The sequence below is a fragment of the Nocardia sp. NPDC047038 genome, from assembly GCF_040644075.1.
Classification (GTDB): domain Bacteria; phylum Actinomycetota; class Actinomycetes; order Mycobacteriales; family Mycobacteriaceae; genus Nocardia; species Nocardia sichangensis.
Genome location: NZ_JBEYVQ010000012.1, coordinates 74,417 through 101,415 on the forward strand (window position 1 = coordinate 74,417; position 26,999 = coordinate 101,415).

The following is a 26,999-nucleotide window of genomic DNA, read 5'->3' on the forward strand; positions in this document are numbered from 1 at the left end:
TCAGGCGGCGCCCGCCGCGCTGAACTCCGACAGGTGGGTGGTGAGCAGTCGTACCCGCACCCGCTGTTCCTCGGTGGTTTCCTCGGGGTGGTGGATCTCTATGCTCAGCCGGTCGTCGAAGGTGCTGATGATGATGGTGCCGCTCGGCTGCTGGAGCCGGTGCCCGGTCTTGTCGGGCTTGCCGAGCATGATCGAGCGGAAGTCGGTGATCCGCAACTCGTCCGGCACCCTAGGCCTGCGCACTCGTCCCCAATTGGTGGCCAGCACGATTCCCGGTGCGCGCGGCGGGGGTCCGGCGGCGATCTCGGGTATGTGCAGTGGGGTCTGCTGCACGATGCCGGTGTCCAGGCCGGCGCGCAGCGTGTCGCTGATGCCGCGGGCCAGTTCGACCAGCGTCGTGCCGGTCCGCAGCGCGGGGATGAAATTCGCGAAGCCGAGCACGTTGGTGCCTTCGGTCATCCCGATCGGCGGGGACACCCGGGTGCGCAGGTCGACCGAGTAGGTGTAGGCCAGCTCGGTCAGCGGCAATCCGCGCAGCTCGGCCTCGGTGAGCAGGATCGCGGCCGAGGCGAGGCCGTTGATCGTGGTGTGCTCCCGGTGCCCGAGTTCGATCAGCGCGGTGGTCTGCTGCCGGGTCAGTCTGCAGCGCGCGGTGCGCGGGACGAGGTAATCGGGATCGTCCGGGCCGGAGTAGCTCCGAGCGACGCCCACCGGGCGGTGCGGCATGACCGGTGTGTCGATCTTCCGCACGCCGCGCTCGCGCAGCAGGTCCTCCACCGACCGCGGGAAGCCGTGCGGCGGCAGTTCGGCGGATCGCCTCTCGGTGCGGTCGGTGTAGCACGACCACAGCTCGCCGAACACGGCCAGCGAATGATAGGCATCCGCGACGCTGTGGTGGGTCACCAACGTGATTCCGGCGGTGTCGCCGTCCCGCACCACGCACAGCGAGGAGAGCGCCCTGCGCTGGTCCAGCCTGGCTCCGGTGAGCAACCGCTCGGGATCGCCCGCGGCGATCGTCAGCTCAGGTGTGGCGCCGTGGGATTCGAGCAGCAGGTGGCCGCCGCGGCCGTCCGGCTCGAGGTGGGCGCCGAGTATGGGACGTGAGCGAACCACGGCTTCGAACGCCGCCGACAGCGCGGCGAGATCCAACCGACCCGCGACCCGAATCGAGTAGCCGACGAGTACTTCGCTGTTGGCGAAGATCGCCTCGCTCGGCGCCAGCGGGCGGATGACGGTTGCTGCGGTCATGTCGCTTCCTTCACCTGAGCCTGTCCAGAGGCTAGCCCGAAGCCCGGACGCGCCAGGCTTTTTCGGCAGCATCGTGTGTTTCCTGTATCGGGCGACCGTTGGCCGCTGTTTCGCGTCGTTGTCACAACGACACCTTGTTCAGGTCCGGTCGTCCGACCCCGCAGCTCGCGGTTAGCCAGCGGCCCCTAGAGTGCTACTCTAGAGTCCTGCTCTAGAGGAGGCTGCCATGACCGAACTCGTCACCTACCGGCTGGACGGCGGTGTCGCCACGATCACGCTGGACGACGGCAAGGCGAATGTGATGTCCGAGAACATGCTCGGCGCCATCGCCGCCGCCCTGGACCGGGCCGAGGCGGACCGGGCGGTCGTCCTGTTGACCGGCCGCGCGCGCGTTTTCTCCGCCGGCTACGACCTGGCGACGTTCTCCCGATCCGCCGACGACATCCGCCGCACCTTGCGTGCCGGCGGCAACCTGGTGCACCGGCTGCTCGGCTTCCCGTATCCCGTCGTGGCGGCATGCCCTGGGCATGCCATCGCCCAAGGCGCGTTCACGCTGCTGGCCACGGACGTACGGTTCGGCGTATCGGGGGATTTCAAGCTGGGTCTCAACGAGGTCGCGATCGGGCTGACCATTCCGCACTACGGTGTGGAGCTGGCGCGGCACCGGCTCACCGCGCCTGGCTTCGACCGGGCGGCGAACACCGGGATCCTGGTCGCGCCCGAAGAAGCCAGAGAACTGGGCTTTCTCGACGTGCTCACCACCGATGCCGACGACCTGCGCACGCGCGCGACGGCCGAAGCGCACCGGTTGACCGGAATCGACTCCGCGGCGCACACGGGTACGAAGCTGCGTGTGCGCGCTCAGGTGCTCGCCGCGGTCCGTTCCGGCATCGATGCCGAGTTCGGCGGGTAGCTCGCCGTGCGCACCCGCGAGCGCATTCTGGCCGAAGCCACGGAACAGCTCCTGGCCAAGGGGTACGCGTCGTTCACGGTGGCCGGTGTGCGGGATCGGCTCGGTTTGTCCAGCGGCAGCATGTTCCACGCGTTCGGTTCGAAAGCCGAATTGGCGGCCGCGGTCTATGTCTCCGGGATGCTCGACTACCAGCGGACGATGCTGGCGTGCCTCGGTGCGCCGGATGTCGGCGCCGAGCAAGCGATCCGCGCGATGCTCGCGGCCCATCTCGGCTGGGTGGAAGACCATCGCGACCTGGCCCGGTTTCTGTTCGCCACCTTGCCGGACGAGGTGACCGGCTTCGCGGAACCCGAACTCACCCAGCACAATCGGGTCTTCTTCGATGCGCTGGCACGCCGGTATCGAGAGTTGCTCGGAACCGCGGAACCGGGTGGCGGCGGCTATCCGATGGCCCATGCGATCTGTGCCGGACCGGCGCAGGAGTACTGCAGGCAATGGGTGCGCGGACGTGTCACGGCGCGGCCGCGCACGCTGACGGCGATCTTTCAAGAGGCCGCCATCGCCGCCCTCGCCACGCTGACTCGCTAGGCGGCGGCCACCGTAGGCCAACCGGCGCAGCGGGTTCGGGTGGCGATGCGGCGAATACCGCGATTCCTACGGCTTCGGCCGAGTGGCGCGTCCCTCCTCGGCGAGCCCGAGATGTCAGCCGTCGATGACACCGAACCGCCGGTCGGTCTCGCGTGCAGTCGGACCGCGCCCGGCGGCGGGGAGTCGGGAGCATCGGCGCCCGGTCGATGCCCGGCGAATCGGTTGCGGAACGGCGACGGGTGATCAACAGTGGTTGTCGAGTTTCGGTGCTGCGACGGGAGGCCACCATGGACCGTACGGACGTCGTTGTCGTCGGTGCGGGATATGCCGGGCTGTGCGCGGCGCGGGCGTTGCGAGCGGCCGGCCGGGATGTCGTCGTCCTGGAGGCGAGCGATCGCGTCGGCGGTCGCACCCGGACCGCGCGGGTCGGCGCCGGATGGGCCGTCGACCTCGGCGGCCAGTGGATCTCGGGCGCGCACACGCGATTCGCCACGCTGGCCGAAGAGTACGGGGCCGCGACCTACCCGCCGCCGGAAGGAGTCGACCTGCTGGTCGAGGGCGTGGTCCGGCGGCGCTTCACCGGAGCCCGCCCACCGCTTCCGACGTTCGTCCTCGTCGTGCTCGCCCAGGCGATGTGGCGGCTGGAACGGATGGCCGCACGGGTGGATCTCACGCGGCCATGGGCCGCACCGGGCGCCGATCGGCTGGACGCGATGACGGCGGCCACCTGGTTGCGCCGGAATCTGCCGGAGCGGCGGGCGCGGAACCTGGCCGAGGTGATGATCGGCGAGGAGTTGTGCGTTGACGTCGGGAGCATCTCGATGCTCGGTCTGCTCACCACGATCCGTTCGGCGGGCGGCGTCGAGGCCGGGGTCGCCGCCGAGACGGTGAACCGCCTGTTCGTCGACGGCGCCGACGGGCCCGCGCTGGCCGTCGCCGCCGAACTGGGGGACGCGGTGCGTCTCGGTGTGCCGGTGACGCGTATCCGCAGGCGAGCGGATGGCGTTGTGGTGAGTGCCGACTCCGGTGACGTGCACGCCGAGCACGTGATCGTGGCGGTGCCGCCCACCCTCGCCGGACGTATCGCCTACGATCCGCCGCTGCCCGCCGCGCGCGACCAATTGACCCAGCGCATGCCGATGGGCTCGGTGCTGAAAGCGTTCGCCGTCTACGAGCGGCCGTTCTGGCGGGACGACCTGCTCACCGGCCAATCGCTGAACCTGCACGATCCGGTGCCGGTCACCTTCGACGCGACCCGGCCCGGCGGTCCTGGCGTACTCGGCGCGCTGGTGCCCGGCCGGGCCGCTCAGCGGCTCGCCGCCCTGCCCCCGGCCGAGCGACGCGCCATGATCATCGGTTCGCTCGTCCGAGCCTTCGGGCACGCCGCCCGCGAGCCGATCGAGTGGCACGAGAAGGTATGGGCGGACGATCCGTACACGCGCGGCGGCTACGGGGCCTTCTTCCCCCCGGGCGTCCTGACCACCGCGGGCTCCGCGCTGCGCGACCCGGTCGGTGCGATCCACTGGGCCGGAAGCGAAACCGCGACGGAGTGGTCGGGCTACATCGAGGGAGCGATCCGCTCGGGCGAGCGCGCGGCCGCCGAAGTGCTCGCGTCCGATCGCTCCACGGCCACGGCGTGATTGCCGCGGTGTTGCTGGAACGCTGGCTCTGACCCAGCCGAGGGCTCACAATGGAGAGGTGTTCCAGCGGATCGTGGTGGGTTACGACGATTCACCCGGCGCCAGGGCCGCCTTGACGATGGCGCTCGAGTTGGCGACGGTACACCACGCCACGCTCACGGTCGTCGCGGTCGAGGAGTACCTGCCGCACTACGGACCGGTGGTCGGCGAGATCGAGGACGAACGCTCGATCGGCGAGGTCACCTGTCGTCGCTGGCTCACCACGGCGGCCGAGACCGCCGAACAGCACGGCATAGCGGTGCGGGCCGAGGTGCGGGCGGGTCAGGCCGCGCGCGAACTCGCCACGGCCGCCGCCGATCACGATGCCGACCTGCTGGTGCTGGGGCGCACCGGGCACTCGGGCATCTGGGGACGGTTCATGGGCAGCACCGCGGAGAAGGCCGCCCGGCACGTCGGTTGCTCGGTTCTCGTCGCGCACGACGGCGACGCGGGGACCGAGCGCCGGTGAGTGCGGAGGCAGTGGTGCCCGGCGGTGGCGCCGCCGCGGACGGTCGGGTAGAAGATCTGCGTGGCGGGTGAACTGACCGAGGAACCGACCGGCATCGCCGATCGCGCGGCCGGCCGCGCTCGCCGGTGGGAATTTTGGCGTACCCACGGCCCGGCATCGGTCGTCGTCGCCTTCGGCGGGGCGCTCGGCGCGCTCGCCCGCTACGGCTTGGCGCAGGCGTTGCCCGCTCGCCCCGGGCACTTTCCGCTGGCCACCTTCATCACGAATGTCACGGGCTGTTTCGCGATCGGAGTGCTCATGGTCGCGGTAACCGAGATCTGGGCTGCCCATCGGTTGCTGCGTCCCTTTCTCGGAGTGGGTGTGCTGGGCGGGTTCACCACCTTCTCCACCTACGTCAACGAGATCCGCGCCCTACTGCGGCCCGGCACGATCGTCGTCGCGGCCGGTTACCTCGCGGGCACGCTGATCTGCGCCCTGTCGGCGACCCTCGCCGCCATGTGGCTCACGAGGGCGGGATACGAACGCCTTCGATGCGCGCGAAAGGCGGCTCGATGACGGTGTTGCTGGTCCTGGTGGGCGGCGCGATCGGCGCACCGCTGCGGTATCTCATCGATCGCGTGGTGCAGGATCGCCGCGACAGCCTGTTCCCGTGGGGCACCTTCATGGTCAACCTGATCGGGTGTCTCGTCCTCGGCGCCCTCAGCGGAGCGGGATCGGCGCTGTCCTCGCCGCTTTTCCTGCTGCTCGGCACCGGGTTCTGCGGAGCGCTGACCACGTACAGCACGTTCAGCTACGAAACCGTGCGACTGGCCGAGCGGGCCGCGTATTTCTACGCGGCGATGAACGTGGTCGTCAGCGTCTCCGCGGGGTTGATCGCCACTGTGTCGACTTATGCGTTGGTGCACGCCCTGGTCGGGTGAGGCGTTCCGTCGATTACCTCTGCGACGTGATCCAGCTCACGCGGCTGCTCTGTCGCCCGCCGCTGGTGGTGGGTTAAGCTGACGGAACAGATGCAGATATGCGCATACATCAGGTGTGGGAAGGGCTGGGTCGATGGGACACGAACACGGTCACGCGCACGGGCACGCGCTCTCCGGTCAGGCCGATCGCCGGTGGCTGACCATCGCGCTCGCCCTCATCGTCGGCTTCATGTCGGTCGAGGTCGTGATCGGTCTGCTGGCCAACTCGCTGGCCCTGCTGTCCGACGCGGCGCACATGCTCACCGACGCCGCGTCCATTGTCCTCGCGCTCGTCGCGATCCGGCTCGCGGCGCGTCCGGCGAACGGCAAGTACACCTATGGCTACAAACGCGCCGAGATCCTCTCGGCGCAGGCCAACGGCGTCACGCTGCTCGTCCTGGCGGGCTGGCTCACCTACGAGGCCGTGCGCCGCCTGCTGGAGCCGCCCGAGGTGACCGGCGGGCTCGTGCTGGCGACCGCGCTGGCCGGTGTGGTGGTCAACATCGCGGCCACCTGGGCGATCAGCAAGGCCAACCGCGCCAGCCTCAACGTGGAAGGCGCCTTCCAGCATGTGCTCAACGACCTGTACGGGTTCATCGCCACCGCCGTGGCCGGCCTCGTCGTGCTGACCACCGGCTTCGCCAGGGCGGACGCTATCGCCACGCTCATCGTCGTCGCGCTGATGGTCAAGGCGGGGCTCGGGCTGGTACGCGAATCCGGCCGGATCTTCCTGGAGGCCGCTCCCGCGGGCGTCGATCCGGACGCGTTGGGGCGCGGGCTGGTGGGCATCGACGGCGTCGACGAGGTGCACGATCTGCACGTCTGGCAGATCACCTCCGGTGACATCGCGCTGTCGGCGCATGTGCTGGTCCGGCCGGGCGCCGACTGCCACGGCCTGCGCCAGCGGATCGAGCACCTGCTCGACCACGACTACGGCATCACCCACACCACGTTGCAGGTCGACCACTCCCATGCCGTCGCCTCCTCGCCCGCGGTGGACGCGCAGCGCCTGCTGCCGGTGCTGGAGGACCACTGCGACGACGCCCACGGCCCGGTGCACCGCGACCGTCCGTCGTCCGCGGCGAATGTCGTCTGACCCACCGACCGCCACGCGCACGGACGACGCGAACATCGGATGGCTCAGCGATCCAGGCGGGGGAACGGTCGTTCGGCCTCGATCAGGTAGGCCAGCTCCAGCAGGGTGCGCTCGTTGCCGCGGGTGGCGGCGAACTGTACGCCGATCGGCAGTCCCGCGTCGGTCAGGCCCGCCGGAACCGTGATCGCCGGCGTTCCCGTGATGTTGTTGATCGGCGTGAAGCAGACGTAGGCGCGCAACCGCTCGATGAGTTCGTCGAATGGCACGGTCGGGCTGAGATAGCCGAGCTCCGGCGTGGTGTGACCGAGCGTGGGGAGCAGCACCGCGTCGTAGGGTCCGAGCGCCCGCTCGTAGGTGGCCGCCGCCGCGCGGAGCCGGTAGAGCGTGAGCGGGGCGTGCAGTGCCCGGCGCAGGAACAAGGCGCGCAGGCCCACGGTCAGGTCGTCCACGCGGCGCGCGTCGAACCGGCGGTCGAGGAACCGGCCCGTCGTGGTGATCGCGGCCGCGAGCAGGCCCCAATAGTGCAGGAAGGCGCTCTCGATCGCGGCATCGAACGGCAGCGGCACCGGCTCGACCGAATGGCCGGCTGATTCGAGTGTGCGCGCGACATTTTCGACGGCCGCCCGGGTGGGCCCGGCGGCCAGCGGCCCCGCGAGATTGTCGAGCACCAGCGCTACCCGCATGCGCCGGGTCGGGGGACCGTCGACGCGGCCGATCGGCCGGAGCGCGGGATTGCGCCAATACTGTTCGGCCGCAGCGGCGTACGCGGCCGTATCGCGCACCGTCCTGGTCAGCACACCTTCGCTGACGATGTCGACCGGCAGCGTGCGGGCGAGCCCGGACACCACGTGCCGCCCCCGCGTCGGCTTCAAGCCGACCAGCCCCGCGCACGCCGCCGGAATCCGGATCGAACCGCCGCCGTCGTTGCCGTGCGCGATCGGGACGACACCCGCCGCCACCAGCGCGGCCGCCCCGCCCGACGAGCCGCCCACGGAATGGCCGGTGTGCCACGGGTTGCGCGTGGGCGCGAGATGCGGGGTCTCGCTGCTGGCGTTGAAGCCGAATTCGGGCATGGCGCTCTTGCCGAGCACGGTGAGGCCGGTGCTGAGGAACTGCCGGGTGTAGCCGCTGTGCGCGCGGGCGGGCCGCGCGCGGAACGCGGCTGTGCCCTGATTGGTCGGCATGCCCGCGACGTCCGTGTTGTCCTTGACGAAACTGGGCACGCCGTAGAAGGCGCCGGTCCGCTCGGCGGGCAGCAGCGGCTCCGCGTAGCTCCGGTAGGCGACGGCCGCCAGCTGTTCCACCCGCTCGGCGCGCGCCACCGCGGCGGCGGCGAGTTCGCGCGGCGACACCGCACCGTCGCGCACCAGCGTGGCCAGGGCGACGGCGTCGTGATCACCGAGTGCGTCGTCGGCGAAGGCGTGGACGCGCGAGGGTAGCGGAAGATGAGCGTCGGCGGTCATGACCCGAATCTAATGTGTCCAGCAGGTAGATCGTCCAGAACAGAAAGGACAGCAGGTGGCCGCGACATACCCGGATCCGGTGCCACCGAAGGGCCGAGTCGGCTCGCTGTTGTTCGCTTTGCCGCCCGCGGGCCGACGGTGGAGCGTGGCGTTGCGTGCCGCGCTCGCGTTCGCCGCTCCCGCCACGATCATCACCGGTCTCGGCCATCCGGATGCGGCGGTGTTCGTCATGTTCGGCGCCTTCGCCGTGCTCTACGGCGAAGGGCGGCCGTTCCGGGTGCGCGGCCGGGTGGTCCTCGCCGCGGGCTCGGCGCTGCTGGCCGCCTGCGGTGTCGGTGCGGTGGTCGGCAGTCTGCTGGACACCGGGTTCGGGTCATCGCTGCTCATGGTCGTCGTGGTGTCGGCGATCGCGGTCGTGGCCGTGTTCGTCATCGATGCGCTGCGGCTCGGTCCGCCCGGTGCGCTGTTCTTCGCGCTCGTCTGCGCGGGCGCGATGAGAGCCGCCGAGGTCGGGACCTCGGTGTTGACGTTGTTGTTCTGCACGGCCTGCGGTGTCGTCGCGTCGATTATCGTCTCGATGGCCGGGGTGCTGCGAGATCGTCGCAAGCCCGAACGGGTGGCGGTCGGCGCTGCGGTCCGGGCGGTCGACGCCTATGTCGCGGCGCGGGAGGCCGGAACGCCCGCTATCGACCTGCGCCACCGGGCGGGAGCCGCGATGGCGGACGCGTGGGCCGCGGTCTACGACGCGGGCCTGCCCTCGGACCCAGGGGAAGCCGAGCTGCTGGCGACCTTGCAGGAGGCGCGGCGCAACCTCGCCGGGCACGCCCCCGACGACGACACCGACGATCTGCTGGTCGATCCGTTGGTCTCGTTCGCCCGCCCGGGCATCGGTTTCCGGCTGGAGCGTTCCCTGTCGTTCTCCTCGCACGCGGCGATCAGCGCGATGCGCGTCGCCGTGGGCAGCCTGGGCGCGGGTGCGCTGAGCGCGCTGCTCGGTCTGGAGCGGCCGCACTGGGCGGTGCTCAGCGCCCTGATCGTCTTGCAGACCGGACCGGATCGAGTGCGCGGACAGGTGCGGGCCATCCACAGGTTCGTCGGCACCATCGCGGGCCTCGGTCTGTTCGCGCTCATCTACCAGCTGGGGCCGACCGGTTACGCGCTGATCGCGCTGGTCGCCGCGCTGCAGTTCTGCATCGAACTGTTCGTGCCGCGCAATTACGCGCTGGCCGTCGTCTTCATCACGCCGGTCGCCCTGATCGCGGGTGGAGTCGCCACGACGGGCGGGCCGATCGCACCCGTGATCCGTGATCGGTTGTGGGAGACACTGCTCGGTGTCGCCGTCGCCGTGCTCGCGCTGCACGGCGTCGCACCCCACGGGCACCGGCGCACCTTTCGCCGGCTGGAAGACCGGGTGCGCACCACCGCGCGCACCCTGCTCGACCGGTTGCGCCGTAAGCCGATGGACGCCGAAGCGTGGGTGCTGGTCCAGCATCTGCAATTCGAGTTGGTCGGCGTGGTGCGCAGCGGCATCGACTCGGCGACCGACGATCCGGAGTGGACCCGCGAATACTGGCCGGAGCACACGGCACTGGCGCACTTCGGTCATGACCTGCTCGCCGCCTGCTGGGTGCTGCGGCCGGGCCAGCGGCTGGCGGACGTGGACGGCTGGGCGGCCCGCTTGGCCGCGGCCCGGTCGGAGCCGGGAGCGGCGTCCGGACCGCCTGCTAGCGTTCGGCGCATGCACGACAGCGTCACGGTCCGGATGGCCGCCCCGGCCGACAAGATCTGGGAACTGGTCAGCGACATCGAGAACACCGGGCGATTCAGTCCGGAGACGTTCGCCGCCGAGTGGCTCGGCGGCGCGACAGGGCCCGCGGTCGGCGTGAAGTTCCGCGGCCATGTCAACCGCAACGGCTGGGGACTGAAATACGCGACGGTGTGCCGCATCGTCGCCTGCGAGCCGGGTCGCGAGTTCGCCTTCACCGTGCTCGGACCACAGGGCATGCCGATCAACACGTGGCGCTATGTTTTCCGGCCGGTGGACGGCGGCACCGAGGTCACCGAGTCGTTTCAGCTGCACAGCAATCCGGTGCTGCGGCTGTATTGGTTGCTGGCCGGGTGGGCGCGCGGCAAGACGAACGTCGAGGGAATGCGCGAGACCCTCAACCGGATCAAGGCCGTCGTCGAATGATCGGGACGCACGAGACCCGAGGCGGGAAAGCATGACCGCTCCCGTGCTCCTCGTGCTCGGCGCCGGTCCCGGTGTCGGGCTGTCGGTCGCCCGCCTGTTCGCCGCCGACGGCTTCACCGCCGTGCTGGCCTGCCGGTTGCCCGAAGAGGCCGAGCCTCTGGCCGAACAATTGCGGGAGCAGGGGTTCGACGCGGAGGGCATCGGCGTGGATCTGCGTGATCCCGCCGACGTGGCCCGAGTCGTCGCGGGGGTGGGTGAGCGGCACGGCCGCATCGACGTGCTGCACTTCAATCCCAGCGTCTTCCGTGAGGCCGATCCGTTGCGGCTGTCGGTCGCCGAGTTGCTCGAGGACCTCACCGTGGGCGCCGGGGCGCTGCTGCCCGCCGTGCAAGCGGCGCGTCCCTTCCTGTCCGAGGGCGCCCGCGTGCTGGTCACCGGCAGCGCGGCAGCGGACAAGCCCTGGCATCGGGCCGCTTCGCTCGGTGTCCAGAAGGCGGCGGTGCGCAACCTGGTGACCAGTGTGGACGCCACCCTCGCGCCCGAGGGCATCCGAGCGGTCGCGGTGCAGATCAACGGCGTTCTCGGCGAGGGAGCGTTCACCAGGGACCGGGTCGCCGGGGCGCTGTACGCGGCGGCCACCCGCCCCGCCGAAGGATGGACGCCACACGTCTCCTACGACGGCTGACCTACCTGGGCCGGATCGCCGTGAACTCGATGGGCAGGTGCGCGGGCCCGCGCAGATTGACGTGCTCCCGATACGGTGGCGGGTCGACCGTCAGCCTCGGTGACTCGACTCGTTGCGCGAACCGGGTCAACGCCACCCGCGCCTCCAAGCGGGCCAGGGGAGCGCCGACGCAGAAGTGAGCCCCGAGGCCGAAGGCCAGATGGCGGTTTTCGCGCGCCGGGTCGAATCCGTCGGGGTCGTTGAACATCGCGGGGTCGCGGTGCGCGGCGGCGATCAGTAGCACCACCAGATCGCCGCGCTGAATGTCCGCGCCTCCGATCGTCAGATCGTCGGCGGCGATGCGCGGGATCAACTGGACCGGCGGGTCGAAGCGCAGCGTCTCCTCGACGACGCCGGCCGCGCGGTCCGGTTCCGCGCGGAGGGCGGCGAGTTCGTCCGGCCTGCGCAGCAGGGCGAGGGTCGCGTTGGCGATCAGGTTGACCGTCGTCTCGTGCCCGGCGACCAGCAGCAGCGCGCAGGTCGAGATCAGTTCCGCATGGGTGAGCACGTCTCCGGCGTCTTCGGCGGCGATGAGTTCGGACAGCAGATCGGGGCCGGGAGTGTGGCGGCGGCGGTCGGTGAGTTCTTCGAAGTAGGCGTACAACTCGGTCCCGGCGCGCTGGATCTCCGCCGGGTCGGCGCGGAATTGGGCGGCCGCGCGAGAAGTCGGGTCGAGCGTGCGGGACAGCAGGGCGGACCAGGCGCTGAGCTTGGCTTCGTCCGCCAGCGGGACGCCGAGTAATTCGCAGATCACGGTCACCGGCAGGGGATAGGCGAAGTGATCGACGGCGTCGAAGCTCCCCGCGCGGGCGCGCTGGTCGAGCAGGTCGTCGACGATCTCGATGATCCGAGGCTCCAGTTGCCGCACGACGCGCGGGGTGAACGCCTTGGACACCAGGCGGCGCAGGCGAGTGTGATCGGGCGGATCCAGGAACAAGAACGAGGGTTTCGCTTGGGCCGCACCGTCTTCCCGCGTGCCGTCGTGGATCGGCATCGAGCCCAGCTGCAACCGGGCCAGCGACCGGTCGACGCTCGCGCGCGGATCGCGCAGCACGGCGGCGCAGTCGGCGTAGCGGGTGAGCACGACGACCGGAGCGGTGCCGATCCGGAACGCGCCGGAGTCACGCAGCCGCGCGAAGACGGGGTACGGGTCCGGCCGCACGGCGGGGTCGAGCAGGCGCACGTAGTCGTCGGTCGGGTGGTTCGTGGTCGTCATCGACACTCCCAGCTGTCCGGCCCGGAGCGGGCACCGGTCTTGCTCGGTATTATTCCGATACCATCGGTAGGAAAGCAATACCGATGCGGGATGCGAAAATGTCGCCATGACACTGCGGCGCCCGGTCGACGATTCGGTCACCCGCGTCGTCGAACTACTCGGCGACCGGTGGACCATCCTGCTCATCGCCGAGGCGTTCTTCGGGGTGCACCGTTTCAGCGATTTCGCGCGCAATATCGGCATCACCAACCGCAACCTGCTCACCAGCCGCCTGCGCATGCTGATCGACGCGGGCATCTTCACCCGCACCGACCACGGCGGCGGCCGGGTCGACTATCACCTCACCGCAGCGGGCCGCGAACTGTATCCGATCGTCACCGCGATGATGGTGTGGGGCGACAACCACCTGACCGGGCCGGAGGGCAGGCCGATCGTCCTGGAACATCGCACCTGCGGACACGAGACCTCGCCCATGCTGGTCTGCGACCACTGCCGCGAACCGATCGATCCGCGCGATGTGGAACCCAAGGCCGGGCCCGGCTTCCACCAGCCACCCGGGGCCGAACAAGCCGGTTGAGGGATGCGGGAACCCGGACTTGCTCCGCGCTCAATCCAGCTGGTTGACGAACGCCTCGGCCAAGTACAGCGGTAGGAGTAGGTAGTACAGCAGCATCGCCATCGAGCCGGCTCCGATCGTCAACGCGGGTCCCACGCGGTGCCGTCGCGGGAACGTCGCGCAGGGATGGGAGACCGGGTGGTCTCGCGAGTGCAGGAATGTAGTGCAGCTTCCCACCATCGGCAACACCGGGCAGCGTGTCGGCTCTAGTGGAGCGCGCTGCCCTGCACCCACTGCTCCCAGGGCACACCCCAGTCACCGTTCTGCCAGACCTCCAGCGGGGCGCCGCCCGTGTTGCGGATCTCCACCACGTCACCGGGGACGGCGAAATTGAAGAACCACTGCGCGTTCTCGCCGCTGAGGTTGAGGCAGCCGTGCGAGACGTCGGTGTTGCCCTGAGCCCAGACGGTGGAGTCGAGCTGGTGCAGATAGATGCCGTCGGTGCTGATCCGGGTGGCCCAGCCGATGGCCTCCTTGTAGCCGAGCCGGGAGTTGATCGGCAGTCCGTAGGTGGAGGAGTCCATGATCACCGGATTGGCCTTGTCCATCACCGTGTAGATCCCGGGCTGGGTCCAGAACGTGATCGTCTTGCCCCCGACGACCTCGCTGCCGCCCCTGCCCATCGAGGTCGGCATGGTGCGGATCAGCCTGCCGTTCTCGAAGACCTGGACCTGTTTGGTGTTGTCATCGGCGATCGAGACGTGCGCCGCGCCGATAGTGAACGTGGTCTTGGTGTCCTCTTGGCCGTAGAGCCCCCGGCCGAGTTCCTGGCCGTAGACGTTCGCCGCCACGCTGACCTTGGTGCCCGGCGCGTAGTACTCCCTCGGACGCCAGTGCGCGTTGCGGTCGTCCAGCCAGTACCAGGAGCCCTCCACCGGCGGATCGGTGGTGACCGCGAGGTGCTTCTCGGCGGCGGCGTGGTCGGGAATGTTCTCGTCGAAGTGCGCCACCACCACGGTGCCCACGCCGAACGTGCCGCCGTCGGACAGTGGCGTGCCGCCCGTGGTGGTCAGTGACACCTTCGTCTGGTTGTTGGGGGTCAGCGTGGAGAAGGTCGAGGTGGTCGGGCCGGTTCTGCCGGTGATGCTCAAACCCTCCGCGGTCACCGTGTAGGTGCGGCCGTAGCCGAGCGGCTCGGTGGGTTTCCACGCCGTCTTGTCCGGCGTCATGATCCCGTCGACCGTCTTGCCCTGCTCGTTGGTCATGGTGACCCGGGTCAGCTGGCCGTCGGCCGTGCTCACCTGCACCGGCGCCAGCGGATCCACATTGCCCGCGCCCGAGGAGGGCGTGATCGTGATCGGCGCGGGCGCTGGGCCCGCCGCACCCGGTGTCTTCCCCGGCCCCGACGAGGACGAGCACGCCGCCACGAGCACCGCCATGATCAGGGCGAACCCCGCGACGATTCCGGATCGGACGCGACTGGTCGCCATGAAATCTCCTGTATCCGCCCAGCGCAACGAATGGCGCACCCGCGCCTGTCTATCCCCCTCGCAGTTTACCGACCCGTTTCGCGCGCGAACCCGTGCGGAGCGGGCCCACGGCAGACTCCCAGCCACTACACAGGAAGGGCCTCGGCGGAAAACCGCTGGCTCCCGGGCGGTCGACCTTTCTACCGTCACGGCGTATGGAGATCGACTACCGATGGCGAGGCGCTCTGACCGACAGCGAACTGGCCGACTTGACGCGATCGCACGGCGGCGACGCGGACCCGGGATGGTGGGACCGCGCGGCGCGGCACAGCCTCGGCTGGGTCACCGCCCGGACCGGCGCTGACGCGCTTGCCGGTTTCGTCAACGTGGCGTGGGACGGCGGCGACCACGCGTTCCTGCTCGACCCGAAGGTGCGGTCCGAATGGCAGCATCGAGGCATCGGCACCGAACTCGTCGCCAGGGCCGCGCACGGCGCCAGGACGGCGGGCTGCACCTGGTTGCACGTCGATTTCGAGGATCGCCTCGCGCCGTTCTACTTCGATGCCTGCGGTTTCCGCGCCACGACAGCCGGACTTCTGCGACTGCGCGGCCACGGCTGACGGCCGAAAGTACCGATCGGGACCGCGCCGGCGCGTGCCATGCTGAGGGCCGGAGTCGACCGAGGGGAACGAATGCAGAATCGCCCATCGGCAGCGGAGTTGCTGGACTCGCTCGCCGAGCTGCTCGAGGAGACGCTGCTACCCGCCCTGCCCGCGGGGTTGCAGCACAAGGCGCGGGTGGGGGCCAACCTCGCCAGGATCGTGCGCAGGGAGATCGAATCGGGCCCCGGCGCCGACGAGCGGGAGCGCGAGCTGCTCGCCGCGGTGGCCGAGGGCGATGACGAGCGACTCTGGGCGGCCCTGGTCTCCGTCGTGCGGGCGGATCTGGCGATCGCCAAGCCGGGCTACGACGCCTGGGCGGCCGAGTGAGCGCCGATCCGGCGCGCGGCTTGGCCGAATTCCTCGGGTCGGGAACCCGCGAGGTGACGGTGTCGAACCTCGAATACCTCTCCGCGGGCGCCCGCCGCCGCAACGTCGCCTTCGAGGCCGATCTGGGCGGCGGGACGCGTCGCCTGGTCGCGACCATCGTGCCGAGCGCGATCGAGCTGGTTCCGGTGGACGTGGAGGCCGCCGTCCGGGAACTGGCGCGCACGCACGGTGTTCCGGTGCCGCCCGTGGTGGCGATCTGCACCGACGCCGCCTATGTCGGGGGCCCGTTCGTGATCTCCGAGCGCGTCGATGGGGAAACCGTGCCGCGCAAGGTGTTACGGCTGGTCGAGGCGTCGGATATCGGCGAACGGGTCGCCGAGCAATTGGGTGAGGCCTTGGGGCGCCTGCACGCGATCGACCCGGCGGACGCGCCCGCACGGCTGCCCGTCGCGGCGGCCGATCCCGAGCGCCAGCTGATCGAGGCCGACGAGCAGGTGCGCGCACTCCTGCCCGACCGTCCGGTATTCCCCCTCGCGCTGCGCTGGCTGGAACGCCACTGCCCGCCCGCGCCGCCCCGCACCGCGCTGCTGCACACCGACCTGCGCAACGGCAACATCGTCGTCGGTCCCGACGGCCTGCGCGCCGTGCTCGACTGGGAAGGAGCGCAGCGTCAGGGTGATCCGATGCGCGACGTGGCTTGGCCCGCGCTGCGCATGTGGCGCTTCCGCGCGGACGACCGCGAATTCGGCGGCCTGGCGGGCCGCGAGGCGTTCGTGCGCGGCTACCACCGCGGTGGCGGGAGCTTCGACGAAGACCGGTTCCGCTGGTGGAAGGTGCTGTGCACGCTCGGCTGGGGCGTCGGACTGGCCGGGCAGGCCGCGGCCCATCTGGACGGCAGCGTGCGCGACATCGTGATGGCGGCCAGCGGACGCCGCGTGTCGGAAATCGAATGGGACCTGCTGATGCAGATCCGACCCACTGCGAAAGGCTGAATGCCCGATGGATTTCGAGCTACCTGCGGAACTGGTCGATTATCTCGCCGAACTCGACGCGTTCATCGATCGGGAGATCACCCCGCTCGAGCAGGCCGACGACAACATCCGCTTCTTCGACCACCGCCGTGAGGACGCCCGCACCGACTGGGAGCGCGGCGGCCTGCCGAACGGGGCGTGGGAGGAACTGCTGGCCGAGGTCCGCAGGCGCGCCGACGCCGCCGGTCACCTGCGCTACGCGTTCCCAGCGCACTACGGCGGGCGGGACGGCACCAACCTCGGCATGGCGGTGATCCGCGAGCACCTGGCCCGGCGTGGCCTCGGATTGCACTGCGATCTGCAGAACGAGCACGCCATCGTGGCCAACAATGTCGGCCTGTTGCTCATGCTCGAGTACGGCACACCCGAGCAGCAGGCGGAGTGGGTGGACGGACTGGCCTCGGGAACGAAGTTCTTCGCCTTCGGCATCACCGAGCCCGAGCACGGCTCGGACGCGACGCACATGGAGACCTCGGCGGTCCGCGACGGCGACGACTGGGTGATCACCGGGCGCAAGACTTGGAACACCGGTGTGCACATCGCCGACGCCGACTTGATCTTCGCGCGCACCTCGGGCGGCCCCGGCGACGCGACGGGCATCACGGCGTTCCTGGTGCCCACCGACGCACCCGGGTTCGTCGTCGAGGAGTATCTCTGGACCTTCAACATGCCCACCGACCACGCCCGGGTCGCGCTGGACGGCGTCCGGCTCCCGGGCTCCGCCGTCTTCGGCGGCGAGGGACGCGGCTTGGCGGTGGTCCAGCACTTCTTCAACGAGAACCGCATCCGCCAGGCCGCGTCCAGTCTGGGCGCGGCGCAGTACTGCATCGACCAGTCGGTGGCCTACGCCAAACAGCGCAAGCCCTTCGGCAAGCCGCTGGCCACCAACCAGGCGATCCAGTTCCCCTTGGTGGAACTGCACACCCAGTGCGAGATGTTGCGCGCCCTCATTCACAAGACCGCTTGGTCGATGGACACCTACGGCACGTTCGCCGTCTCCGAGCAGGTCTCGATGTGCAACTACTGGGCCAACCGGTTGTGCTGCGAGGCCGCCGACCGCGCGATGCAGGTGCACGGCGGCCTCGGCTACTCCCGGCACAAGCCGTTCGAGCACATCTACCGCCACCACCGGCGCTACCGGATCACCGAGGGCGCCGAGGAGATCCAGATGCGCCGCGTCGCGGGCTACCTGTTCGGCTTCATGGGCAGCAAAGCGCCGAAGGGCGTATGAGCCGGGTCAGAGGCGGCGGATCCGGGCCAGCCATGCGGCGGCGTCGACCTGGCCGGACTCGGAGATCTCCAGGTCCGTCGCTTCTTGCGCGACCAAATCGGTGACCCGTCCGCGGTACTGGGTCGCTCGTAGGTCCTCCACCGACCAGCCGTCGCGGAACGACTCCCGGATCAACGTGTCGCTGATCCGCGGCCCGAACCCCGGCTCGACATCCGAGAGCGCGAGAACGTAGAGCGTTCCGCCCGGCTTGCAGACGGCGTGCAGGCTGCGGACGTACGCGGCGCGCGCCTCGTCCTCGGTCCCGAAGACGTGGAACAGCGCGCTGTCGACGACGGTGTCGAACGCGGGCGCGGAGCCGGGCGGGTCACCGGAGAAGTCCGGCCGGTCGCCGAGAGCCAGCGCGTCGGCCACCTCGAACACGGCCGACGGCACACCCTGTTCGGCCGCGTTGGCGCGCGCGTACGCCACCGCGCTCGGCGACATGTCGATGCCCCGCACGTCGTATCCGAGGCGGGTCAGCAGGATCGTGTGCTCACCCGCGCCGGAGCCCGGGTCGAGCACGCGTCCGGTGATGCCGCCGTCCCGCTCGAGCGCGACGATTGCCGGTTGCGGCTCGCCGATCACCCAGGGTGCGGTGTCGTTGTCATAGACGGTGTTCCAGAAATCAGCTGGACGAGTCATGCCACCATGCTTCATCCTCAACCGCCGTTGAGGTCAACCCGACGCGGCCGGGATTGTGCGAGGTCCGGACCACGTACGCTGCGTCGACGCGACGGTCGCGGGTACGCGCCGGGTATGAGCACACCGAATATCGATCCCGAAACGGCGGAGTCGATGCAGCAGGACGCGGATTTCGCCGAGGAGCACACCAAACCGACGCACGCCGACGAGCACCCAGCCGGTGAGCAGCTCGAGACCGACGAATCGACCCCGCGCGGCCACGGCGGAATGGATCGGTGAGCACGGCGTGGCACGGTTCCACGCGGAAACCGTGCCACGCGACCGCGCTCAGGCGACGGCGACCATCCGAGCCGCGTTGGCGGACTCGTCGTCGGCCGCCTGGTTGGCGGCCAGTTCGGCGCGCACCCGCTCGCGGTACCGGGTGATCTCCCGCTCGGTGGCGGCGGCGTCCCAGCCGAGGTGCGCGCCGATCAGCCAGGCCACCTCGGGCGCGGCGGCCAGACCGCGGTCGGCGGCCTCGATGGAGACGCGGGTGCGGCGGGTGAGCACGTCGTCCAGGTGCAGCGCGCCTTCGTGCGTCACCGCGTACACGGCCTCCGCGCCGAGGTACTCCGGCGCGCCGGTGAGCGGACGGCCCAGGTCCGGTTCGCGGGCGATCAGGTCGAACAGGTCGGTGATCGTCGAGCCGTAGCGGCCGAGCAGGCGCTCGACCGTCGCCCGCGGCAGGCCCGCGCGTTGCGCCAGGCTGTCGAGGTCGGCCGCGAGTTCCTGGTAACCCACCGCGCCGAGGATCGGCAGGTGCTCGGTCACCGACGGCGCGACCGCGCGGCCAAGTCCCGCCACCGCCGCGTCCACGACGTCGGCGGCCATCACCCGGTAGGTGGTGTACTTGCCGCCCGCGATCACGAACAGACCGGGAGCCGGTTCGGCGACCGCGTGCTCCCGCGAGAGCGTCGCGGTGTCGGCCGACGCGCCGGACAGCAACGGGCGCAGCCCCGCGTACGTGCCGACGATGTCGTCGCGGGTGAGCGGCTCGCGCAGCACCTGGTTGACGTGGTCGAGCAGGTATTGCACGTCGGCGTCGCTGGCGGCCGGATGGTCCTTGCTCAGCGACCAGTCCGTGTCGGTGGTGCCGATGATCCAGTGGCCGTGCCACGGGATGACGAACAGCACGCTCTTCTCGGTGCGCATGATCAGGCCGGTGTCCAGATGCAGGCGATGACGCGGCACCAGGATGTGCACGCCTTTCGACATGCGGACGTGGAACGGGAACTCGACGCCGGTCATCCGGTTCATCTCGTCGGTCCACACGCCGGTGGCGCTGATCACCCGGCGCGCGCGCACCGTGTGCACCCGGCCGGTTTCCAGGTCGGTGACCTCCGCGCCGACGACGCGCTCACCGTCGCGCAGCAGCCCCGTCACCTTGGTGCGGGTGAGCACGGTCGCGCCGTGCTGGGCGGCGGTGCGCGCGATCATCATCGTGTGCCTGGCGTCGTCGACCTGCGCGTCGAAGTACCGGATCGCTCCGGTCAGCGCGTCCTCGCGCAGCGCGGGCGCCAGCTCCAGCGCGCGGGTGTGCGACAGGTGCCGATGCATCGGCAAGGCGCGAGCACCGCCGATCGTGTCGTACAGGGCGACGCCCGCGCCGATGTAGGCGCGTTCCCAGACGCGATGGCGTAGCGGCAGCAAAAACGACACCGGCCGCACCAGGTGCGGGGCCAGCCGGCGCAACAGCAGGCCGCGTTCCTTCAGCGCCTCCCGCACCAGCCAGAAGTCCAGCTGCTCCAGGTAGCGCAGCCCGCCGTGGATGAGCTTGCTGGAGCGGCTCGAGGTGCCTGCCGCGAAGTCCCTGGCCTCCACCAGGGTCACGGTGAGGCCGCGGGCGGCGGCGTCGAGGGCGGCGCCCGCGCCGACCACGCCGCCGCCGATGACGAGTACATCGATCTCGGTGTCGCCGAGTGCGTTCACCGCGCGGGCGCGGTACTGGGCGTCCAATCGTGCGGACACAGCGGTATCTCTCCTTGTTTCGGGGTTATTCGGGTAGGACGGCGTCGCCCCTCATTCGTCGACGTCGATCCAGTCGAGGGTGCGGGCGACGGCCTTCTTCCAGCGCGCGTAGCCACGCTCGCGCTGTTCTTCCGACCAGGTCGGATGCCAGCGCTTGGCTTCGTTCCAGTTCCGTTCCAGCTCGTCGGTGTCGTTCCAGAAGCCGACCGCGAGCCCCGCCGCGTAGGCCGCGCCGAGCGCGGTGGTCTCGGCGACCACCGGACGCGACACCGGCACACCGAGGAAGTCGGCCTGCAGCTGCATGCACAGCTCGTTGGCGGTGACGCCGCCGTCCACCCGCAGCACGTCCAGCCGCACTCCGGAGTCGGCCTGCATCGCCTCGACCACGTCGCGGGTCTGGTAGCAGATCGATTCCAGCGTCGCCCGCGCGAGATGGGCGTTGGTGCTGTAGCGGGACAGACCGACGATCGCGCCGCGCGCGTCCGAGCGCCAGTACGGCGCGAACAGTCCGGAGAACGCGGGCACGAAATACACCCCGCCGTTGTCCTCGGCCTGCCGGGCGAGCGATTCGCTCTGCGCCGCGCCGGAGATGATGCCCAGCTGGTCGCGCAGCCACTGCACCGCCGACCCGGTCACCGCGATGGAACCTTCCAGCGCGTACACCGGCTTCTCCCCGCCCAACTGGTAGGCCACCGTGGTCAGCAGGCCGTGCTGCGAGCGCACGATCTCGGTTCCGGTGTTGAGCAGCAGGAAGTTGCCGGTGCCGTAGGTGTTCTTCGCCTCGCCGGGACGGAAGCAGACCTGTCCGACGGTGGCGGCCTGCTGATCGCCGAGCACGCCCGCCAGCGGCACCGCGCCGCCGAACGGTCCGTCGGCGCGGGTGGTGCCGAACAGTTCCGGGTTTGCCGAGGGAGCGATCCGGGGCAGCATCGCGCGCGGCACCCCGAACAGGGACAGCAGTTCGTCGTCCCAGTCCAGGGTTTCCAGATTCATCAGCATGGTGCGGCTGGCGTTGGTCGGGTCGGTGACGTGCACGCCGCCGTCGACACCGCCGGTCAGCTGCCACAGCAGCCAGGTGTCTGTGGTGCCGAACAGCGCGTCGCCGCGTTCGGCGTCCTCCGCCACCCCGGGAACGTTGTCCAGGATCCAGCGCAGCTTGCCGCCGGAGAAGTAAGTGGCGGGCGGCAGGCCCGCCTTGCGCCGGATGATGTCGCCGTGCCCGGCTCGTTCCAGTTCGGCGGCGATCCGGTCGGTGCGGGTGTCCTGCCAGACGATCGCGTTGCAGTACGGCCGCCCGGTCTTGCGGTTCCACACCACCGTGGTCTCGCGCTGGTTGGTGACGCCGACCGCGGCCAGGTCGCTCGCGACCAGATCGGCCTTGGTCAAGGTGGTCTGGATGACCGCGCGGGTGCGCTCCCAGATCTCGGTCGGATTGTGCTCCACCCAGCCCGGGCGCGGCAGGATCTGCTCGTGCTCGAGCTGGTGGCGGGCGACCTCGTTGCCACCGTGATCGAACACCATGAAGCGGGTGCTCGTGGTGCCCTGGTCGATGGCGCCGACGTACTGGCTCATCGCGGTCCTTTCGGGAAATTACTGGGAAAGAGCAGGATTCAGAACAGGAACTGCGCGGCGAGTCCGGCCAGCGCGCCGCCGAGCAGCGGGCCGAGCACCGGCACCCAGGCGTAACCCCAGTCGGAGTCCTTGCCGTGCGGTGCGGCGTCGGGCGATTCGGCCGGAGCGGGCGCACCCGCGCCCACGGGGACCAGGACCGCGTCGGCGGGGGCGGGCTTGCTCACCGGCAGCAGCGCGTGCGCGATGCGCGGACCGAGATCGCGAGCGGGGTTGATGGCGTATCCGGTCGGCCCGCCAAGGGAGGCGCCGATGCCGACGACCAGGAGCGCGGCGGCGGCCGGGCCGAGCCCGCTCGGGGTGTGGCCGAAGGTGAGGATCACCAGGACGAGGATGAAGGTGCCGATCACTTCGGTGACGAAGTTCCAGCGCAGGGCGCGAATCGCGGGGCCGGTGGCGAACACCGCGAGCTTCTTCTCCTCGTCGGTCTCGGCGTCGAAGTGGCGCTTGTAGGCGACGTAGGCCACGGTCGCGCCGAGGAAGGCGCCGGCGAATTGGCCGCTCAGGTACGCGAGTGTCGTCGAGCCGGAGATCGCGATGCCGGGGGCGAACTCGTCGGCCCCGCTGAACAGGATGCCGACGGTGACCGCGGGGTTGAGATGGCCGCCGGTCTTGTAGGCGACGTAGACGCCCGCCAGGACCGCGAACCCCCATCCCATGTTGATCAGCAGCCAGCCGCCGTCCAATCCTTTGGACTTCGCCAGCAGTACGTTCGCGACCACACCGACCCCGAGCAGCACCAGCACGCCTGTGCCGAGTGCTTCACTGAGGAAGATCGAGCCGAAGTTCATCGTTGAGCCTCCGTTCGCCCCGCAGGTCGCGGACGCGACCGTGCGTGAAACGGAAACTACGGCGGGATACGGAACCCGGATACAGCTGCCGTTCGACAATGTCGAACGCCTCGACTGGTTGCCGGAAGGCGGCGACGCTACCGTCCGACGCGCGAGGAGGATGTATGGCGCAGCTCACACTGGGTTTCAATGATGTTGCTCAGGTATCACCAGCCGTTCGACATTGTCGAATCACCACACGGGTAGGTTCCCCGATATGCCAGGTGCGATCCAATCGATCGAGCGGGCGGCGGCCGTTCTGCGGCTGCTGGCCCGCGGCTCAGGGCGGCTCGGCGTCGGCGACATCGCGAGCGCGCTCGACCTGCCCAAGCCGACCGCGCACGGCATCCTGCGCACGCTGCAAGGCGTCGGCTTCGTCGAACAGGATCCGGCCACCGGCAAGTACCAACTCGGCGCGGCGCTGCTGCACCTGGGCACCAGCTACCTCGACGCGAACGAGTTGCGCTCCCGCGCGATCAACTGGGCCGACGCGCTGGCGGCGCGCACCGGCGAATCGGTGCGGATCGGCGCGCCGATGGACGGCGCGGTGGTCGTGGTGCATCACGTGTTCCGGCCGGACAATACCCAGCAGGCGCTCGAACTCGGCGAACTGCTGCCGCCGCACGCCACCGCGCTGGGCAAGGTCCTGCTCGCCTACGACGCCGAGCTGGCCGCCACGACGCGCCGCGCCGAGCTGGCCCCGCTCACACACCGCACCCTGGTCGACCGCACCGCGCTCGCAAGGGCGCTGGGCGGCGTCCGGCAGGCCGGATGGGCGGGCGACACCGAGGAATTCCGGACGGGCGAGGCGGGTATCGCGGCGCCGATCCGGGCGCCCGGTGGCCTCGTGGTCGGCGCCATCGGCATCACCGGCGCGGTGGACCGGCTCTGTGACGCCCAGTTGCGGCACCGGCCCGCGCTGGTCGGTCAGGTGCTCGACGCCGCACGGGCGGTGTCGCGCGATCTCGGTACGAGTCACTGACTTTCGTCCCCGCGGTGACCGTCCGATGTCGATCAGGAGCAGCCGAGCATGAAGCAGCGTTACGTGCTGGCCATCGACCAGGGCACCACCTCCACGCGGTGCATCCTGTTCGACCAGCGTGCCCGGCTCGTCGGCGTCGCGCAGCGCCCGCACCGGCAGCACTATCCGCGGCCGGGCTGGGCGGAGCAGGACGCGCTGGAGATCTGGCGCAATGTCGAGCGGATCGTGCCGCAGGCCCTGCGGGATTCCGGTGTGACGGCCGACCGGATCGCCGCGCTGGGCATCGCCAACCAGCGCGAGACCACCGTGGTGTGGGACCGCCGCACCGGCACGCCGATCGGACGCGCCATCGTCTGGCAGGACGTGCGCACCGAGGAACTGGTCCGCGAGCTCGGGGACAAGCCGGGCGCCGACCGGATCCGCGAGCTGTGCGGCCTGCCACTGGCCAGCTACTTCGCCGCGCCGCGGCTGCGCTGGATGCTGGACTCGGTGCCAGGTCTGCGCGAGCGCGCGGAACGGGGCGAGGTGCTGTTCGGCACCATGGAGACCTGGCTGATCTGGAACCTCACCGGAGGCCCCGACGGCGGGCTGCATTGCACCGACGTCACCAACGCCAGCCGCACCCTTCTGATGAACCTGCGCACCCTCGCCTGGGACGACGAACTGCTGGAGTTCTTCGGCATCCCCGCCCGCATGCTGCCGCGCATCCAGCCCTCGATCGCGTCCTACGGCAACACGCGCCGGGTCGTGCCCGGCATCCCGATCGCCGCCGCCCTCGGCGACCAGCATGCCGCGTTGTTCGGCCAAACCTGTTTCGCGCGTGGGGAGACCAAGTGCACCTACGGCACCGGCGGCTTCCTCATGATGAACACCGGACGCGACCTGGTGCGTTCCGAGCACGGCCTGCTCACCACGATCGGCTACCAGATCGGCCCCGAGCCGGTCTACGCGCTGGAGGGGCCGATCGCGGTCACAGGATCGCTCGTGCAATGGGTGCGCGACAACATCGGACTGGTCACCAGTGCGCCGGAGATCGAAACCCTCGCGCGCACCGTCGAAGACAACGGCGGCTGCTACGTCGTGCCCGCGTTCTCCGGGCTGTACGCGCCGCATTGGCGCAGCGACGCGCGCGGTCTCATCGCCGGGCTGACCTCCTACATCACCAAGGGCCACATCGCGCGCGCCGTGCTGGAGGCGACCGCTTGGCAGACCCGGGACGTGGTGGAGGCGATGAACGCCGACTCCGGCCTGCAAGCCGCGGCACTGCGCGTGGACGGCGGGATGACCTCGAACAACCTGCTCATGCAGATCGTGTCCGATGTGCTGGATGTTCCGGTGCTGCGTCCGTTCGTCGCCGAGACGGTCTCACTGGGCGCGGCGTACGCCGCGGGTCTCGCCGTGGGGTATTGGCCCGACCTCGAGGGATTGCGCAACAATTGGCGCCTTGCCGCCCAATGGGTTCCGCGCATGGACGCGGAGCTGCGGGAGGACGAGTACGAGAACTGGAAACGCGCGGTCGAGTTGACCTTCGGCTGGGTGCGGTCGAAGAAGCGGGCGCGGCGGTGAGTCCGGGGCCCGGCGCTCGTGTCGGGAGCGTGGGTTAGCGTCGAGAGCATGCGGCTTCACGTGGGATGTGCGATGTGGACGCACGCGGCCTGGCAGGAACGTCAGCTCTCCCCGGGAGAGCGGTTGCGCTGGTACGCCACGTGGTGCAACGCGGTCGAAGGCAATACGACGTTCTACGCAACGCCGTCGCTGCGCACAGTCGAATCATGGGCGGCGCAATGCGATCCCGCGTTCCGCTTCGTGCTCAAGTTGCCGAAGCCGATCACCCACGAACGCAGACTGACCGGCGTCGAGCAGGAGCTGCGGTCCTTCCTCGCCGCGATGGAGCCGCTCGGCGAACGCATCCACGCCCTGTGGATCCAGCTGCCGGGTTCGTTCGGACCCACCGATCTCGGTGCGCTGGCCGGTTTCCTGCGCGACTTCCCGCGCTCGTACCGGGTCGCCGTCGAGGTGCGTCACCCCGCGTTCTTCGAGGACGAGCAGGCGGCGCGCAGGCTGGAATACGTACTGTCCAGGGTCGGCGCAGAATGGGTGCCGTTCGACACCACTGTGCTTTTCGACGGTCCGCCCGCCAGCGCGGCGGAACAGGAGGCGGCCGCGAAGAAGCCGCGGGTGCGGCGCAGGATGCGCGCGCTGACCGAATACCCGATCGTGCGCTATCACGGCCGCGACGACGTCCAGCGCACCGTCGACGGCTGGCGGCCGTGGGTCGGCACGGTCGCCGAATGGCTGCGTGAAGGCCGCTCGCCCACCGTGTTCCTGCACACGCCGGACAATGCGGGCTCGCTGGAGCTGGCCCGCCGTTTCCATGACGCGGTCAGGGCCCGGCTGCCCGGGCTCGAGCCGCTGCCCGAGCCCGCCGCCGCCGAGCCCATGACGCTGTTCTGACGGAAAACGGTCCCGCGGCATCGAGCCGCGGGACCGCGCGGCTCAGGCCTGCAGGCCGACCTCGACCTCGAGGGTGAGCGTGATCTTGTCGCCGATCACCGCGCCGCCGTCGGGCAGCGGCATGTCGATGGTGATGCCGAAGTCGCGGCGGTTGAGCACGGTCTTGGCCTCGAAGCCCGCGACCGGCCCCTGGCCCATGCCGGGGTTGACGCCGAGGAACTCCACCTCGAGCGATACCGGCTTGGTGACACCGCGAATGGTGAATTCGCCGTCCACCACGAAATCGTCACCCTTCACCCGGAAACCGGTGGACTTGAATGTGGCCACCGGGAACTGCTCGGCCTGGAAGAAGTCCGCGGTGCGCAGGTGGGCGTCGCGCTGTTCGTTGTCGGTGGTGACCGAGTCGACCCGGATCTCGGCCTCGGCCGAGGCGCTGCCGTCCTCGCCGATCACCAGCTTGCCGGAGAAGTCGGTGAAGCGGCCGCGCACCTTGCTGACCATCAGGTGGCGCACCGAGAAGCCGAGCGTGGAGTGGGCGGGGTCGATGGCCCAGGTGCCCGCGGTGAGAGCGTTGGTGGTTCCGGTCGACATGGC

27 protein-coding genes and 1 pseudogene are annotated in these 26,999 nt (G+C 70.1%); 19 read left to right on the top strand and 9 right to left on the bottom strand.

Features of this window, described 5'->3' with window-relative positions; all coding sequences use genetic code 11:
- On the bottom strand, window positions 1–1,248 hold the full coding sequence (locus tag ABZ824_RS29775; RefSeq protein WP_356966963.1) for a hypothetical protein: 1,248 nt from the start codon (window positions 1,246–1,248) through the stop codon (window positions 1–3).
- Between the two features lie 226 nt (window positions 1,249–1,474).
- Between ABZ824_RS29775 and ABZ824_RS29780 the strand changes: the two genes are divergently transcribed.
- From ABZ824_RS29780 to ABZ824_RS29810, 7 genes are all read left to right on the top strand, one after another.
- Window positions 1,475–2,161 carry a crotonase/enoyl-CoA hydratase family protein gene (locus ABZ824_RS29780; protein WP_356966964.1) on the top strand — a complete coding sequence of 229 codons (687 nt, stop codon included), beginning with the start codon at window positions 1,475–1,477 and terminating at the stop codon, window positions 2,159–2,161.
- Window positions 2,162–2,167: 6 nt separating this feature from the next.
- Window positions 2,168–2,749, top strand: a complete 582-nt coding sequence (locus ABZ824_RS29785; protein WP_356966966.1) for a TetR/AcrR family transcriptional regulator — start codon at window positions 2,168–2,170, stop codon at window positions 2,747–2,749.
- A gap of 287 nt (window positions 2,750–3,036) precedes the next feature.
- Window positions 3,037–4,389 carry an FAD-dependent oxidoreductase gene (locus tag ABZ824_RS29790; protein ID WP_356966968.1) on the top strand — a complete coding sequence of 451 codons (1,353 nt, stop codon included), beginning with the start codon at window positions 3,037–3,039 and terminating at the stop codon, window positions 4,387–4,389.
- A gap of 58 nt (window positions 4,390–4,447) precedes the next feature.
- A complete protein-coding gene (locus tag ABZ824_RS29795) occupies window positions 4,448–4,897 on the top strand; it encodes a universal stress protein (protein ID WP_356966969.1) in 450 nt (149 codons plus the stop codon).
- A gap of 60 nt (window positions 4,898–4,957) precedes the next feature.
- Window positions 4,958–5,452: a CrcB family protein gene (locus tag ABZ824_RS29800; protein ID WP_356966971.1), complete on the top strand. Its 495-nt coding sequence runs from the start codon at window positions 4,958–4,960 to the stop codon at window positions 5,450–5,452.
- Entirely contained in the window at window positions 5,449–5,817 is a 369-nt protein-coding gene (gene crcB / locus ABZ824_RS29805) for a fluoride efflux transporter CrcB (RefSeq protein WP_356966973.1), read from the top strand. Before ABZ824_RS29800 ends, crcB begins: the two co-directional genes overlap by 4 nt.
- Window positions 5,818–5,950: 133 nt before the next feature.
- Complete coding sequence (locus ABZ824_RS29810; protein WP_356966975.1) at window positions 5,951–6,952, top strand: cation diffusion facilitator family transporter; 1,002 nt, start codon at window positions 5,951–5,953, stop codon at window positions 6,950–6,952.
- 44 nt (window positions 6,953–6,996) lie between these two features.
- On the opposite strand, the gene ABZ824_RS29815 is transcribed toward ABZ824_RS29810, so the two are convergent.
- The gene (locus tag ABZ824_RS29815; protein ID WP_356966977.1) at window positions 6,997–8,415 is read right to left on the bottom strand and encodes an amidase; all 1,419 of its coding nucleotides are present in this window, start codon (window positions 8,413–8,415) and stop codon (window positions 6,997–6,999) included.
- Between the two features lie 943 nt (window positions 8,416–9,358).
- Here ABZ824_RS29815 and ABZ824_RS29820 point away from each other — a divergent pair.
- The 3 genes and pseudogenes from ABZ824_RS29820 to ABZ824_RS29830 form a co-directional block, all read left to right on the top strand.
- Window positions 9,359–9,754 (top strand): annotated as a pseudogene (locus ABZ824_RS29820) (FUSC family protein); the annotation flags it as partial.
- Window positions 9,755–10,153: 399 nt separating this feature from the next.
- Window positions 10,154–10,606 carry an SRPBCC family protein gene (locus tag ABZ824_RS29825; RefSeq protein WP_355075977.1) on the top strand — a complete coding sequence of 151 codons (453 nt, stop codon included), beginning with the start codon at window positions 10,154–10,156 and terminating at the stop codon, window positions 10,604–10,606.
- 31 nt (window positions 10,607–10,637) lie between these two features.
- Window positions 10,638–11,291: an SDR family oxidoreductase gene (locus ABZ824_RS29830; RefSeq protein ID WP_356966979.1), complete on the top strand. Its 654-nt coding sequence runs from the start codon at window positions 10,638–10,640 to the stop codon at window positions 11,289–11,291.
- Between the two features lies 1 nt (window position 11,292).
- On the opposite strand, the gene ABZ824_RS29835 is transcribed toward ABZ824_RS29830, so the two are convergent.
- A complete protein-coding gene (locus tag ABZ824_RS29835) occupies window positions 11,293–12,546 on the bottom strand; it encodes a cytochrome P450 (RefSeq protein ID WP_356966981.1) in 1,254 nt (417 codons plus the stop codon).
- A gap of 106 nt (window positions 12,547–12,652) precedes the next feature.
- Between ABZ824_RS29835 and ABZ824_RS29840 the strand changes: the two genes are divergently transcribed.
- Window positions 12,653–13,123, top strand: a complete 471-nt coding sequence (locus ABZ824_RS29840) for a helix-turn-helix domain-containing protein (protein WP_356966983.1) — start codon at window positions 12,653–12,655, stop codon at window positions 13,121–13,123.
- A gap of 245 nt (window positions 13,124–13,368) precedes the next feature.
- Here ABZ824_RS29840 and ABZ824_RS29845 read toward each other — a convergent pair whose 3' ends face one another.
- Window positions 13,369–14,592 (bottom strand): Ig-like domain-containing protein, encoded by a 1,224-nt coding sequence (locus tag ABZ824_RS29845; RefSeq protein ID WP_356966985.1) that lies wholly within the window; start codon window positions 14,590–14,592, stop codon window positions 13,369–13,371.
- Window positions 14,593–14,786: 194 nt separating this feature from the next.
- Here ABZ824_RS29845 and ABZ824_RS29850 point away from each other — a divergent pair, with 194 nt between their 5' ends.
- From ABZ824_RS29850 to ABZ824_RS29865, 4 genes are all read left to right on the top strand, one after another.
- Window positions 14,787–15,191, top strand: coding sequence for a GNAT family N-acetyltransferase (locus ABZ824_RS29850; RefSeq protein ID WP_356966987.1), 405 nt, complete (start codon window positions 14,787–14,789; stop codon window positions 15,189–15,191).
- A gap of 72 nt (window positions 15,192–15,263) precedes the next feature.
- On the top strand, window positions 15,264–15,560 hold the full coding sequence (locus ABZ824_RS29855; RefSeq protein ID WP_356966989.1) for a DUF6285 domain-containing protein: 297 nt from the start codon (window positions 15,264–15,266) through the stop codon (window positions 15,558–15,560).
- Window positions 15,557–16,552: a phosphotransferase family protein gene (locus ABZ824_RS29860; protein WP_356966991.1), complete on the top strand. Its 996-nt coding sequence runs from the start codon at window positions 15,557–15,559 to the stop codon at window positions 16,550–16,552. The genes ABZ824_RS29855 and ABZ824_RS29860 overlap by 4 nt, the downstream gene beginning before the upstream one ends.
- A 7-nt stretch (window positions 16,553–16,559) precedes the next feature.
- Complete coding sequence (locus ABZ824_RS29865; RefSeq protein ID WP_356966993.1) at window positions 16,560–17,822, top strand: acyl-CoA dehydrogenase family protein; 1,263 nt, start codon at window positions 16,560–16,562, stop codon at window positions 17,820–17,822.
- A 6-nt stretch (window positions 17,823–17,828) separates the two neighbouring features.
- Here ABZ824_RS29865 and ABZ824_RS29870 read toward each other — a convergent pair whose 3' ends face one another.
- Window positions 17,829–18,503, bottom strand: a complete 675-nt coding sequence (locus ABZ824_RS29870; RefSeq protein ID WP_356966995.1) for a class I SAM-dependent methyltransferase — start codon at window positions 18,501–18,503, stop codon at window positions 17,829–17,831.
- 114 nt (window positions 18,504–18,617) lie between these two features.
- Here ABZ824_RS29870 and ABZ824_RS29875 point away from each other — a divergent pair, with 114 nt between their 5' ends.
- Window positions 18,618–18,782, top strand: coding sequence for a hypothetical protein (locus ABZ824_RS29875; protein ID WP_355075720.1), 165 nt, complete (start codon window positions 18,618–18,620; stop codon window positions 18,780–18,782).
- Window positions 18,783–18,830: 48 nt separating this feature from the next.
- Here the strand turns inward: ABZ824_RS29875 and glpD are convergent, their stop codons facing one another.
- From glpD to ABZ824_RS29890, 3 genes are read right to left on the bottom strand one after another with little or no spacing between them, the layout of a single operon-like run.
- On the bottom strand, window positions 18,831–20,510 hold the full coding sequence (gene glpD, locus ABZ824_RS29880; RefSeq protein ID WP_356966997.1) for a glycerol-3-phosphate dehydrogenase: 1,680 nt from the start codon (window positions 20,508–20,510) through the stop codon (window positions 18,831–18,833).
- Between the two features lie 51 nt (window positions 20,511–20,561).
- Window positions 20,562–22,082 (bottom strand): glycerol kinase GlpK, encoded by a 1,521-nt coding sequence (gene glpK, locus ABZ824_RS29885; RefSeq protein ID WP_355075724.1) that lies wholly within the window; start codon window positions 22,080–22,082, stop codon window positions 20,562–20,564.
- A 38-nt stretch (window positions 22,083–22,120) separates the two neighbouring features.
- The gene (locus ABZ824_RS29890) at window positions 22,121–22,930 is read right to left on the bottom strand and encodes an MIP/aquaporin family protein (RefSeq protein WP_356966999.1); all 810 of its coding nucleotides are present in this window, start codon (window positions 22,928–22,930) and stop codon (window positions 22,121–22,123) included.
- Window positions 22,931–23,186: 256 nt separating this feature from the next.
- Between ABZ824_RS29890 and ABZ824_RS29895 the strand changes: the two genes are divergently transcribed.
- From ABZ824_RS29895 to ABZ824_RS29905, 3 genes are read left to right on the top strand one after another with little or no spacing between them, the layout of a single operon-like run.
- The gene (locus ABZ824_RS29895; protein ID WP_355075728.1) at window positions 23,187–23,951 is read left to right on the top strand and encodes an IclR family transcriptional regulator; all 765 of its coding nucleotides are present in this window, start codon (window positions 23,187–23,189) and stop codon (window positions 23,949–23,951) included.
- A 48-nt stretch (window positions 23,952–23,999) separates the two neighbouring features.
- On the top strand, window positions 24,000–25,517 hold the full coding sequence (gene glpK / locus ABZ824_RS29900; RefSeq protein ID WP_356967001.1) for a glycerol kinase GlpK: 1,518 nt from the start codon (window positions 24,000–24,002) through the stop codon (window positions 25,515–25,517).
- A 48-nt stretch (window positions 25,518–25,565) separates the two neighbouring features.
- The gene (locus ABZ824_RS29905) at window positions 25,566–26,405 is read left to right on the top strand and encodes a DUF72 domain-containing protein (RefSeq protein ID WP_356967003.1); all 840 of its coding nucleotides are present in this window, start codon (window positions 25,566–25,568) and stop codon (window positions 26,403–26,405) included.
- Window positions 26,406–26,447: 42 nt separating this feature from the next.
- On the opposite strand, the gene ABZ824_RS29910 is transcribed toward ABZ824_RS29905, so the two are convergent.
- A complete protein-coding gene (locus tag ABZ824_RS29910) occupies window positions 26,448–26,996 on the bottom strand; it encodes a YceI family protein (RefSeq protein WP_356967005.1) in 549 nt (182 codons plus the stop codon).
- Window positions 26,997–26,999: the final 3 nt, after the last annotated feature.